General features: G+C 32.5%; 13 protein-coding genes. All 13 read right to left on the bottom strand.

Annotated features, from left to right (window positions below; all coding sequences use genetic code 11):
• Positions 1-26 precede the first annotated feature (26 nt).
• Complete coding sequence (locus B0A81_RS15435; RefSeq protein WP_089058851.1) at positions 27-1,307, bottom strand: murein hydrolase activator EnvC family protein; 1,281 nt, start codon at positions 1,305-1,307, stop codon at positions 27-29.
• Positions 1,308-1,330: 23 nt separating this feature from the next.
• Positions 1,331-2,110, bottom strand: coding sequence for a DUF4292 domain-containing protein (locus B0A81_RS15430; protein WP_089058850.1), 780 nt, complete (start codon positions 2,108-2,110; stop codon positions 1,331-1,333).
• A gap of 14 nt (positions 2,111-2,124) precedes the next feature.
• A complete protein-coding gene (locus tag B0A81_RS15425) occupies positions 2,125-3,471 on the bottom strand; it encodes a tetratricopeptide repeat protein (RefSeq protein ID WP_089058849.1) in 1,347 nt (448 codons plus the stop codon).
• A gap of 51 nt (positions 3,472-3,522) precedes the next feature.
• Positions 3,523-4,539 carry a sugar phosphate nucleotidyltransferase gene (locus tag B0A81_RS15420; protein WP_089058848.1) on the bottom strand — a complete coding sequence of 339 codons (1,017 nt, stop codon included), beginning with the start codon at positions 4,537-4,539 and terminating at the stop codon, positions 3,523-3,525.
• Between the two features lie 160 nt (positions 4,540-4,699).
• A complete protein-coding gene (dut, locus tag B0A81_RS15415) occupies positions 4,700-5,134 on the bottom strand; it encodes a dUTP diphosphatase (protein WP_074660083.1) in 435 nt (144 codons plus the stop codon).
• A gap of 31 nt (positions 5,135-5,165) precedes the next feature.
• Positions 5,166-6,623, bottom strand: a complete 1,458-nt coding sequence (locus tag B0A81_RS15410; RefSeq protein WP_089058847.1) for a lipopolysaccharide biosynthesis protein — start codon at positions 6,621-6,623, stop codon at positions 5,166-5,168.
• Positions 6,624-6,714: 91 nt separating this feature from the next.
• Complete coding sequence (locus tag B0A81_RS15405; protein WP_089058964.1) at positions 6,715-7,161, bottom strand: GNAT family N-acetyltransferase; 447 nt, start codon at positions 7,159-7,161, stop codon at positions 6,715-6,717.
• Positions 7,162-7,554: 393 nt separating this feature from the next.
• Positions 7,555-8,415 carry an ATP synthase F1 subunit gamma gene (gene atpG, locus B0A81_RS15400; RefSeq protein ID WP_089058846.1) on the bottom strand — a complete coding sequence of 287 codons (861 nt, stop codon included), beginning with the start codon at positions 8,413-8,415 and terminating at the stop codon, positions 7,555-7,557.
• A gap of 92 nt (positions 8,416-8,507) precedes the next feature.
• Positions 8,508-10,085 carry a F0F1 ATP synthase subunit alpha gene (gene atpA, locus B0A81_RS15395; protein WP_089053558.1) on the bottom strand — a complete coding sequence of 526 codons (1,578 nt, stop codon included), beginning with the start codon at positions 10,083-10,085 and terminating at the stop codon, positions 8,508-8,510.
• 38 nt (positions 10,086-10,123) lie between these two features.
• Positions 10,124-10,657 carry an ATP synthase F1 subunit delta gene (atpH, locus tag B0A81_RS15390; protein WP_089058845.1) on the bottom strand — a complete coding sequence of 178 codons (534 nt, stop codon included), beginning with the start codon at positions 10,655-10,657 and terminating at the stop codon, positions 10,124-10,126.
• A 4-nt stretch (positions 10,658-10,661) separates the two neighbouring features.
• Positions 10,662-11,153 (bottom strand): F0F1 ATP synthase subunit B, encoded by a 492-nt coding sequence (locus tag B0A81_RS15385; RefSeq protein WP_089053556.1) that lies wholly within the window; start codon positions 11,151-11,153, stop codon positions 10,662-10,664.
• A gap of 84 nt (positions 11,154-11,237) precedes the next feature.
• Positions 11,238-11,441: an ATP synthase F0 subunit C gene (gene atpE / locus B0A81_RS15380; protein ID WP_039113322.1), complete on the bottom strand. Its 204-nt coding sequence runs from the start codon at positions 11,439-11,441 to the stop codon at positions 11,238-11,240.
• Positions 11,442-11,481: 40 nt separating this feature from the next.
• The gene (gene atpB, locus B0A81_RS15375) at positions 11,482-12,657 is read right to left on the bottom strand and encodes a F0F1 ATP synthase subunit A (RefSeq protein WP_089058844.1); all 1,176 of its coding nucleotides are present in this window, start codon (positions 12,655-12,657) and stop codon (positions 11,482-11,484) included.
• Between the last annotated feature and the right edge of the window lie 174 nt (positions 12,658-12,831).

Below are 12,831 nucleotides of genomic sequence, written 5' to 3'. Positions count from 1 at the left end.
TATTCTAAAACTTTCTAATTGCTGTATTATCTATTTTGAAGCCATCCTTCTGGATTATTATTTGTTGTATTTTGAAGAATCAAAAACTTGATAATTGTTTTTCCTGTGTCTCCACTAGTTCTAACTTTTCCGATAACTTGTTTCACTTTTACTTTATCACCTTGTTCAACAGATACTGAACTTAGATTTTGATATACGGTAAAGAAATCTCCATGCTGAATAAAAACGGCCCTGTTTACAGGAGACAATGCTATAACTTTTGATACCACTCCTTCAAAAACTGCACGTGCACTTGCTCCTTGTTCAGTAGTAATCTCTACTCCTGAATTATGAACATTTAATGTTGGATACAATGGATGCGGTTGATCTCCGTAACCAAGAGATATAAATCCTTTCTCTACCGGCCAAGGCAATTTTCCTCTGTTTGCTTTAAAATCGGCAGCTAAAATTTTACCTTCCGGCGTTAATGCAATTCTATCTGATGAATAACTTTTAGGTGCTGCTGCCTCTGCTTTTTCAGCTTCACTGGCTTTACCTTCAGCTATTCTTCTGCGTCTCTCTTCTTCGGCTCTTTGATTGGCTAATCTAATTTGTTCACGAATAAGTTCTTTAATTTTAGCATCGATTCTTCTCGATTCTTGTTGTTTTGCTCTTGTATCGGCAATAATTTTATTCTTATCCTTTTTAATAGAGTTAACTAATTTTTGCTGTTCTTTTTTCTCTACTTCTAAACTTTGTTTCTCCTTTTCATTCTCAGCAATAATTTTTTTCTTAATCGTTCTCTGACCATCCAATTTGGCATTATAATCAACTAATTGATTGGTTTTAGACTGGATTTCTAAACCTTGATTTTTTCTAAAATTAGTATATTGTTTTAAATATTGTGCTCTTTTATAAGCTTGTAAAAAACTTTCAGAAGACAAAATAAACATTGCTCGACTCTGCTCAGAACGGCTTTTGTATGATTTTAAAATCATCTTAGCATAATCTGCTTTTAAAACCTCAAGCTCCTTTTTTAATTTATTAACCTTAACTTGGTTAATATACATATCATTGCTTATCAGTTTTTCCTGCTTTGCAGTAGTATTGATTAATTTCTCTTTTAATTTGATTTTATTCGCCTGGATTAAAAATACATTTACAGCTGATTTTTCTTTTTTCTTTACGGATTGCAGCATTTTTTCATTATCTCTAATTTCTTGCTGAATCTGCGCTTTACGCTGTTCAAGTTTTTCTTGCTGTGAATCTTGCGCCCACATAAAAGTTGTGGCACAAATAAAAATTAGGCTGAGGAGAAATTTTGGCATGTTTCTTTTTTCTTTTTGCAAATTTACTTAATTAAAACTTTTTTATAACCGCTTGGTACACTATACGGAAAAGAAAGTTCCTCGTTGAACGAAATATTATTGTAATTTAAATTAATGTTAGTCGTTCCTTTAGGCTGAACAGCATTAATTGTAAGTGTTGTTGGAATTGTTCCTTGAGCAAAAGTTTTACTATCAGAATAATTAATTTCTAATTTTCTATTTTCAGATGCTTGTGTGATTTCTTCTTTCTGAAGCAAATATTTTTCAGGATCTAAATAGAATGCCTTTTTTATATTTTGATCCTTTTCATCTTCTAAGCGATAAAGATTTTCTACAATTGTCTGTGTATATTCTCCTTTTCTTAAATCATCAAAAGCTTCCCCTATTAATAAATTCTGTACCTTATTATAATCTAATTCAGTTCCAAGCCATTTACTCAAACTGCTAAAATCGCCTTCATAATAAGTACTGTTTATTTTTTCGTAATAACTTACTGCTGTTGGTGTAATCAAGGCTTTTGCCATTGTAATTCCTAAAAATCGAACACTTACTAAAATCTGTTTGTCCTTTTCAATTTTTATTTCAGCAGTTACATTTTGGCTTTGTTTATCATCTACATATCTTGCGCCGGCTTTTATATAAAGTGTCGAAAAATCAAGTTTGTTTTCGTAGTGCTTCTCTATTGCCTTTTTATCTTTTTTTGTAATCGTTTCGACTACGGTGTTGTTTTGTACTGCTGCCTGTTTTGATTTACATGAAATCACAAAAATGGACATTAATACTAATACAATATATTTTTTCATTGTAATTCTCCTTATTATTTTTGTTTTAATAACTCATTTGCTTTCAAAAAGTATTCCTCTTTTTTCTTAGCATCTCCCAATCCATTATAAGCCTCACCAAGTTGAATATTAAAATTTGCTTCCAGCTTTTTATCATCAACAACATAATCGAGTCCCATTTCTAAAACGGTTTTTGCGTTTTTAAATTGTTTCAACTGATTATTTCCCAATCCTGCATAATAATAAAATTGAGGCTGACTTGGATAAACTTCTATCATATTCATCGCTCTTTTTGTCATTGGTGCAAATTGTTTTGCTTGTGTATAAGCATCAAGCAAAAGCAGATTAGTCTCACGATCTGTCTCTGAATTTGTTTTTAGATCTTTCTCGTAATATTTAATTGCGCTTTCAAATTGTCCCTTGCCATGATAAAATTTACCAATTTCTTTCGCTACATCAATCTCTTTATCATTATCAAAATAAGCAATTGCCTTTTCTAAATCAGGTGCATACTGAGGATTTTTATTCACGTAAATCAAAAATTCATTTAAAGTACGATGCTTAATTTTTGAGTCAATTTTTGAACTTGACAAAACTATATTCATCGACTTAATTGCTTTATCAGCTTGATTCGCATCTAGATAAACTTTAAATAAGCTTACCTGCGCCCATTCTGAATCTGGAATTTCTTTTGATAATTGTTTTGCGATTTCTAATGCCTTCTCCGTTTCCTCTGCTTTTGAATACAAAAAAATCAAATTAACGTAATTGGATTCTTCTTTTGGATTTTTCTTAATCTGATCTATTAAATTGGTAATGGCAGCATCCTCATATTTTCCTTGTGATAAAATCTGAATTTTATATCTTTCTCGATCTTCCGATTTGCCAAACTTATCGTTCATTTCATTAATGGCAGTCAAAGCTTTATCAAATTGATTTGTGATCATATACAACGATATTAAATCGTCTTTATACTCTTCATCAAAAACCATGATTTTCTGAATCGTTTCAATTGCCAGCGGATAATTTTTGGTCTCATAACTTACATCGTAAATTCCTAACCAATACCATTTGTTTTTAGGATTCAATTGCGTGGCTTTTTCAAATGCATCCTGTGCATTTTTATAATCTTTCAGAGCCAGATAATTTTTCCCTAATTCAAAATAGGCAACAGCATCATTGGGTTTTAGTTTGATACATTTATCTAATGATGCAATTGCTTTATCATAATTTTCGATTCCTTTTTGTTTTAAAGATTCATAAAAAGCATCCTGATAATCATCTGTCGCCATAGCAATATCTTCCGGTTCAGTTTGAGCCAAAATCGTATTTGAATTGCCAAGCAAAACGAAAAATAAAATTATTAAAATACCTTTTTTCATTCTTTTTATATTTTTATTTTTAAACCAAAAAGAATCTGTTGAAACTTATTTTTATTCTAAAACAGAATAATCTCCAATGCTGATGCTGGTAAATTTACCATCATAACTTACATGATTTCCAATCATTGCATTGTCTAAATTTGCGTTTTTTATTTGAGAATAAGTCTGCACTAAACTGTTCTTAATCGAACTATCCGTTATGTGACATCCTTTACCAATTGAAACGTTTGGACCAACTGTTGTGTTTTTAAGCACTACATTTTCACCAATATAACATGGCGGAATAATCGTTGAGTTTTCTAGTTTTACATCATAGTCAACTAAATGTTCACCATCGTTATGTAAAAATCCAAGCATTCTGGTATTTGTTTCAACGGTTACATCTTTATTTCCGCAATCCATCCATTCGTCAACGCTTCCAGTTTTAAAAACTTTTCCGTTGGCCATCATTGCTTTGATACCGTCGTTAATTTGATATTCTCCTCCGTTTTGAATATTATTATCTAAAACGCCTTGTAATTCCTTTTTTAAATCACCGACTTCTTTGAAATAGTAAATTCCAATAACTGCTAAGTCGCTTACAAACTCTTTAGGTTTTTCAACCAATTCTATAATTTCGTTGTTTGCATTTAACTTTACTACACCAAACGCTTCTGGCTGTTCTACTTGTTTTACCCAAATTACAGCATCTGCTTCAGGATCTAATTCAAAATCGGCTCTAATTAAAGTATCCGCGTAAGCAATAACTGCAGGGCCTGAAAGAGATTCTTTTGCACACATAATAGCATGACCTGTTCCTAAAGGTAAATCTTGACGATAAATAGATGCTTTTGCTCCTAATCCTTTTGCCAAATCTTCTAAACTTGCTACAAGATCATCTCCAAAAAAAGCAGGATCTCCTAATATAAAAGCAACTTCTTCTATTGGCTCCTTTAAAATTTTGGCAATATCCTCGACCAAACGATGCACGATTGATTTTCCTGCAACTGGAATTAATGGTTTTGGAACAGTTAAAGTATGTGGCCTAAGTCTAGATCCGCGGCCAGCCATTGGAACTATTATTTTCATTTTTGTTTTTATTTGATTCGAGAAGATTTAAAAATCTTCATTGATTTGGTTTCTTTTCTTATGACAAAGTTCGCGAAGACTCTTTGCTATTTTTTTTATTTCACTTTAAAAGCACTAAAAACTAATATGTTTCTAGATTATATTAATGTAAAACCGAAAACTATTTTACTCCTGTACTGCCAAAACCACCTTCACCTCTTGACGTTTCAGAAAGTTCTTCTACTTCGATCCATTCTGCTCTTTCGTGTTTAGCAATAATTAATTGTGCAATTCGTTCTCCGTTTTCGATTACAAATTCTTCATTTGATAAATTTACTAAAATTACCCCTATTTCTCCTCTATAATCTGCATCAACCGTTCCTGGAGAATTTAGAACTGTAACTCCTTTTTTAGCCGCCAGTCCGCTTCTTGGCCTTACCTGCGCTTCATAACCAATTGGTAATTCAATAAAAAGTCCTGTTTTTACAATCGTTCTTTCTAAAGGTTTTAATGTAATTGACTCTGTTAAATTAGCACGTAAATCCATTCCTGCAGAAGCAATAGTTTCGTAGTTAGGTAAATCGTGCTGTGATTTATTGATAATTTGTATTTTCATTTTATATTTTAAATAATTAAAAAAGCAATTTCTACTTTTTCATGATTCCTTTAATAGTCTCTTTTTCATTATGATAAACAAAGTACATAAAGCCTAAAAGTAACGGGATGCCAACGAAATAATTTTCTCTAAAGCCATAAAAAGAAATTGCCGAAAATAAGATCGAAATTCCTAAATAAGCAGATATTTTATTCATATCATATGGTATCGGGTAATATTTATTTCCTAAAACATATGAAATTAACATCATGCTTCCGTATGCTGAAATGGTAGCAATTGCCGATCCGTAATAACTGTATTTTGGAATTAAAAGATAGTTTAAAACCAATGTTACGATTGCTCCAACTATTGAAATGTAAGCTCCAATTTTTGTTTTATCTGTAAGTTTATACCAAACAGATAGATTGTTGTAGATTCCTAAAAAGAAATTTGCCAAAATAATCAATGGCACCACTTTCATTGCTTCCCAATAGGATTTATTATCTAGCAAAAGATACTTTAAAACATCTGCAAAAACAATTACACCTAATAAAATTAAGGATCCTAAAATCACAAAGTATTTTGTAATAACAGCATATGTTTGAGGAGCATTTGCATTTTTTGCATGGCTAAAAAAGAACGGCTCAATTCCTAATCTAAAAGCTGTTGCAAACAAGACCATAAACAAACCTAATTTGTAACATGCAGAATAAGCTCCAACTTCAGATTTTGCTAAGTTCTCGGGTAATAAATAACCTAACAGAATTTTATCAAAATGCTCGTTAACAGCAAATGCTAAACCGGCAACTAAAATTGGAAGACCGTATTTCATCATTTTTTTCCAAAGTACAGGATCGAACTTTCGACCAAGAGACAAATAATTTGGCGAAAGCACTACAAATGTGGCTAAACTTGCCAGTAAATTGGCAATGAAAATATAAGCAATCTGGAAATTTTCTACGTATAAATTATCCCAAACTGAATTTGGATTTGAAGCCGCCAGTTTTGGTAAATACATCAAAAAGAAAATATTAAGCAATAAGTTAATAATAACATTCCCTATTTTAATAGCTGCATACATCATCGGACGCTGATTGGCTCTTAACTTAGAAAATGGCACTAAAACCAAAGCATCTAAAACTAAAATCCAAACAGAATAGGTAATATACTGTACATCAACTTCTGCCCAAGCTGCCAAAGTATTTCTAAATATTAAAGCCGCAAATAAAAAGATAATCGACGACCAAAATATTGATATTGTAGATGTTGCAATTACATTTTTCTTGTCTTCTTCTGCGCTGTAAAATCTAAAAAAAGCCGTTTCCATACCGTAGGAAAGTACTACGTTAAAGAAAACCATCCAAGACAAAACAATCGAAACCTCACCATATTCAGCCGTTGGCAAAATACCTGTATATAATCTGACCAGTAAAAAACTAAGCATTCGGGGTAAAACCGTTGCCAGTCCATAAATTGCAGTTTGTTTGAATAGATTTTTATATAATCCCAAAATAGTTTGTAATAAAGTTCGTGAAACAAAAATAACCAATTCTTTGGTTTAATAATGCTTTTGAAGGGGCAATAAGAGCTTAGCTATTATTTTATTTCGTTATTTTACTTTCGTCTAAGATTTTTACAAAATGAAACCCTTTTGGATTATATCCTTGATTATAATAAAAACGATGAGCACCAAAATTTCCAGTAAAAGCATCGAGAACAATACTGCTGCAGTCTAATGCTTTTGCCTTTTGCTCAATAAAGTCAGTTAATAATTTACCAATTCCTTTAGAACGGTATTCAGGGTTTACAACAAAATTGTCGATCTCAAGATATTTTCCTGTCCATAATTTAGTAGCCGACCAACAACCTGTAAGACCCACGCAAGTCTCATCTACAAAAACACCAATCTGAATATAATTATGAGGTACCATTTCAAGAAGAAACAATTTATACTTTTCCACCGTAATCATTGGGTATAAAAATCTCATCGTGTCGATTTGATCCAACATTTCTTCAATCGAAGTAAGTTCGCGTATTTGTAAATTCATAATATAAAAATAGACATCAAAAATACTTATTTTTTTTTCTCTCTGTATAATAAGATAAAAAGCAAACATGTTAAATCTATAATAAAGAGAAAAAATTTTGTAATTTTTTTAGGAGTCTTCTTGATAACTTTGTATCACAGGGAATGAGAAAAGCTACAACACAACCCTAAAAAAGCAAAGCATTGGGATTAATAAAGCTAGTTTGTTCCCATAAAAGACAAAGCAGACAGAGGTGATAAATCTGTTCAATAATTTTATAAAATGGTAATGGTTCTCAATTTGTAGGGTAAATTGAGAATCACCATTTTATAAGTTAAACCAGAGAACGCAAAACGATAATACAAAAAAAGAGCCGACAATTACTTGTCGGCTCTTTTCGTACTTTATATTAAATTATCCGTTCAAAGCTTCTGCTCCACCAACGATCTCTAAGATTTCGTTTGTAATTGCAGCTTGACGTGCTTTGTTGTACGTTAATTTCAATTGGTTTCTTAATTCTGTTGCGTTGTCAGTTGCTTTGTGCATAGCTGTCATACGTGCTCCATGTTCTGAAGCAAATGAATCGCGAATACCTTTGTATAATTGTGTTTTTAAAGACTTAGGAATCAAAGTCAAAACAATTTCTTCTTTTGAAGGTTCGAAAATATAATCTCCACCAGAAACTGGCGCATCAGATTTAATTGGAGCTAGCGGTAAAAATTGTTCTGTTTGAACGATTTGTGTCGCAGCATTTTTAAACTGATTGTAGATTAATTCGATTCTGTCATATTCTCCTGATAAAAATTTCTCAGTCAAATTATCAGCAATTCCAGCAACATTATCAAAAGTTAAATGATCAAAAATTGCATTATGGTGACCGTGTGCTTTAAAAGATTTACTTAGTACATCATTTCCTTTTTTACCAATAGGAAAAACATCTACTTGTTTTCCAGCATAAAAAGCGGCACGATTTTTAACTTCTTTAATAATATTTGCATTGAATGCTCCACATAAACCTCTATTTGAAGTTATAGCAACAAGTAATACTTTTTTTACTTCACGTTGTGTTGTGTAATCTCCTCCAACTTCACCATCAAGTGTAGCAGAAAGATTTTGCAACAACTCCGTTAATTTCTCGGCATAAGGGCGCATCGCAGTGATTGCATCTTGTGCTTTCTTAAGCTTTGCTGCAGAAACCATTTTCATTGCCGATGTAATTTGCATCGTCGATGAAACGGAAGTAATTCTATTACGGATTTCCTTTAAATTTGCCATTTGTCGATTAAAAAAATGTGACAATTTGAAAATTAGATAATTAGAAAGTCTCCTAAGATGTTTTCTAATTATCTAATTTACGAATTCTCTAATTAGATATATTTTGCTGAAATTTCTTTTGCTGCTTTTTCGATAACATCAGTAATGTTGTCATCTAATTTTCCAGCTTTCAACGCGTTAAGCGTATCTTTATGTTTACTGTTTAAGTAAGCTAAGAAATCTGCTTCAAATTCTTTTACTTTATTTACAGGAACGTTTCTTAATAAGTTTTTAGAACCAGCGTAAATAATAGCTACTTGATTTTCTACTGTGTAAGGATCGTTAAGACCTTGTTTCAAGATTTCAACGTTTCTTTTTCCTTTTTCAATTACGTTTAATGTAACTGAATCTAAGTCAGAACCAAATTTAGCGAAAGCTTCTAATTCACGGAATTGAGCTTGATCTAATTTTAAAGTTCCAGAAACTTTTTTCATTGATTTAATCTGAGCATTACCTCCAACACGAGATACAGAGATACCTACGTTAATTGCAGGACGAACTCCAGAGTTGAACAAATCTCCATCAAGGAAAATCTGACCATCTGTAATCGAAATTACGTTTGTTGGGATATATGCAGAAACGTCACCAGCTTGAGTTTCGATAATTGGTAATGCAGTTAATGAACCACCACCTTTTACGATAGACTTGATAGAATCTGGTAAATCATTCATGCTTTTAGCAATACCATCATCAGCAATTACTTTACAAGCACGCTCTAACAAACGAGAGTGTAAGTAGAAAACGTCTCCAGGATAAGCCTCACGTCCCGGTGGTCTTCTTAATAAAAGAGAAACCTCACGGTAAGCAACAGCTTGTTTAGATAAATCATCATACACAATAAGTGCTGGACGACCTGAATCTCTAAAATATTCTCCAATTGCAGCACCTGCGAAAGGAGCATAAACTTGCATTGGAGCTGGATCAGAAGCATTAGCAGCAACGATAACTGTATAAGCCATTGCGCCTTTTTCTTCTAACATTTTTGCGATTCCTGCTACAGTTGAAGCTTTTTGTCCAATTGCAACATATATACAGAATACAGGTTTTCCTGCATCGTAAAATTCTTTTTGATTTAAGATTGTATCGATACAAACAGTTGATTTACCTGTTTGACGGTCACCAATTACAAGCTCACGTTGTCCACGACCTACTGGGATCATAGCATCTACTGCTTTTACTCCAGTTTGTAATGGCTCAGTTACTGGCTGACGAAATACAACACCAGGTGCTTTTCTTTCTAAAGGCATTTCATATAATGTTCCGCCAATTGGTCCTTTTCCATCAATTGGAAAACCAAGAGTATTCACTACACGTCCTACCATTTGCTCACCTACTTTAAGAGAAGCAATACGTTGAGTTCTTTTTGCAGTAGATCCTTCTTTAATTCCTGTTGATGGTCCTAAAAGTACCACACCAACATTGTCTTCTTCAAGATTCAATACGATACCTTCCATACCGTTATCAAATTCTACTAACTCACCATATTGAACATTAGACAGCCCGTAAACACGAGCAATACCATCTCCAACTTGAAGTACTGTTCCTACTTCCTCCAGCGTAGCACCAGATTCAAAACCTTCTACTTGCTTTCTTAATATTGCTGAAATTTCAGCAGGTTTGATTTCCGCCATCTTAATTTATAATTTAGACACTTTTATGTGTAATAAAACTAATTACTTAACTCTCTTTTTAATACTTGTAATCTGTTTGCAACAGATGCATTGTATTGATTATCACCTATTCTTAAAATAAATCCACCAATAATTGAAGGATCTACTATATTTTCAATTGTAATTTTTTTGTCTGACAAAGTTGCAATCTTAGCTAAAACTTTAGCTTCTAATGCAGCATCCATTGGAATTGCAGTTGTAACTTTTGCAGTTTCAACTCCGTTGCTTTCGTCAAATAATTTATTGTATTCTACTGCAATTGCATCTAGAATTTCAAATCTTTTGTTTTCGAATAATAAATGAAATAAACCTTTTGTTACACCATTTACATTAGCAAAAACTTCTAAGAGAGCACTTTCTTTAACTTCAACTTTTGTAGTTTGGTTTTGAATAAATGCACTTAATTCTGAATTATTTTCAATCGCTGTTGCAATTGATTTCATATCGTTATTTACAGCTTCGGCAACACCTTTAGAGTTTGCTAAGTCTAGAATTGCTTTTGCATAACGAATTGCTGCTCTTGTACTTGCCATAATCTTAGTTTAACTTTACGTCACCTAACATTTTCTCAACTAATTTAGTTTGAGATTCTTTGTTAGATAATTCTTCTTTCAATAATTTTTCAGCAATGCTTAAAGATAGACTTGAAACTTGTGATTTCAATTCTGCCATTGCAGCATTTTTTTCACTTTCGATAGCCGCTTTAGCTTGCTCAATTAATTTTTGACCTTGCTCTTGTGCATCGTTTTTAGAATCAGCAATAATTTGCTCTCTCATTTCACGTGCTTCTTTCAACATAGCATCACGTTCTGCACGAGCTTCTTTTAAAATACGCTCATTATCTGCAGTTAAGTTTTCCATTTCTCTGCGAGCAGCTTCTGCTGAAGCTAAAGCATTGTTGATAGATTCCTCACGGCTTTTTACAGCTCCTAAAATTGGTTTCCAAGCAAATTTTGCTAAAAGAATAAAGAAAACAATAAAGATAATTGTTGTCCAAAAAATTAAACTTTCCGGTGAAGTTAATTGCATAACATTATATGTTTAAAAATTGTTTGTCGTTTTTTTTAAAAAAACTTCCTGGAGCCAACCGCTGCAGGAAGTTTTAAGTTTTAATTATGCGTTTGTAATTAACGCAACAACTACTGCGAAAAGAGCAACACCTTCAATAAGTGCAGCAGCAATAATCATAGCAGTCTGGATTTTTCCAGCAGCTTCTGGCTGACGAGCAATAGCGTCCATTGCAGAACCACCAATTTTTCCAATACCAAGACCTGCACCAATTACAGCTAATCCAGCTCCGATTCCAGCTAATACCATAATAATAAATTTATATAGTTAATAATTAATAAAACTCTGATTAATGATGATCGTGCTCTTCAACAGCCTGACCAATAAATAATGCTGAAAGCAATGTAAATACATATGCTTGTAATGCAGCAACTAACATCTCTAAAACACTCATGAACAATACAAATGCTCCTGCAACAGGACCAACTGCAATACTTTTGAAAATGAAAATCAAAGAAACTAAACTCAAAATGATAATGTGCCCAGCAGTGATATTTGCGAATAAACGAATCATTAATGCAAATGGCTTAGTCAACATTCCAATAATTTCTACAGGAATCATAATTGGAGCCAACCATACAGGAACTCCCGGTGTGTTGAAAATATGTCCCCAATAAGATTTGTTTCCGCTTAAAGTTGTAACGATGAAAGTAATAAACGCCATTACAAATGTGAAATAAATATTTCCTGTTAAGTTAGAACTGAATGGGAAAAAAGGAATTAATCCGATTAAGTTGTTAATCCATATAAAGAAGAAGATAGTCAAAAGATATGGCATATATTTTCCTGCCTTTTTTGCACCAATATTTGGAACTGCAATTTCGTCTCTAACATAAGTAACCAACGGCTCTAAAAATCCAGCCAATCCTTTTGGCGCATTTGGATTTTTCTTATATGATCTTGCTACAGCAAAAAATAACAAAAACAAAATAATTGCCGACATTAACATAGAGAAAACATTCTTTGTAATAGAGAAATCTAAAGGTCTTGCATCAAAAGCAAAAGCTCCGTTATCTTTTACATCTTGTGGCAATCCTTCAAATTGGTCAGCGTAAAAAATTATTTCTTTATAACGAACAAATTTTTGACCGTTAATATCAACTACATGTTCTCCTGAATTGTCGTGGTGAAATTTTGCAGATGAAAAAATCTCTAAACCATTTTTAGTCCATAAAATAACTGGAAGACTAAAAGAGATTGGATGACCATCCCAGTCCGCAATATGAAAATCGTGAGCGTCTCCAATATGAGAATTGATTAATTCACTAGCGTTAAACTCTTCTTCGATTTTATGAGCAACAGTTTCTCCGTGGCCATTTGCATCTGCGTGACTTCCTTCTGCTAATTCTACATTTTCGTGTGCTGCAGAAACACTGTCAACAGGCGTTGATGCGAAATTTATCGACGAAGTAAGTGCTAATAAGGTAACTAATAAGTACTGAACTGGTTTATTGGAAATTATCATTATTAAAACTGTATCTAATTTTAGGTTTCAAAAATTTTTTGCAAAGGTACATTTTTAATTTAAAACTGAAAATATATCGATATAATTTTTAAAATTTCCATTTCAAAATGCGATATATTTAATAATGAGACTATTACCCCTTGTTTATAAGCCTAATTGTAAAGACTGTCTCAA

Source organism: Flavobacterium plurextorum (assembly GCF_002217395.1).
Classification (GTDB): Bacteria; Bacteroidota; Bacteroidia; order Flavobacteriales; family Flavobacteriaceae; genus Flavobacterium; species Flavobacterium plurextorum.
This window is presented reverse-complemented; position numbering and strand designations above follow the sequence as displayed.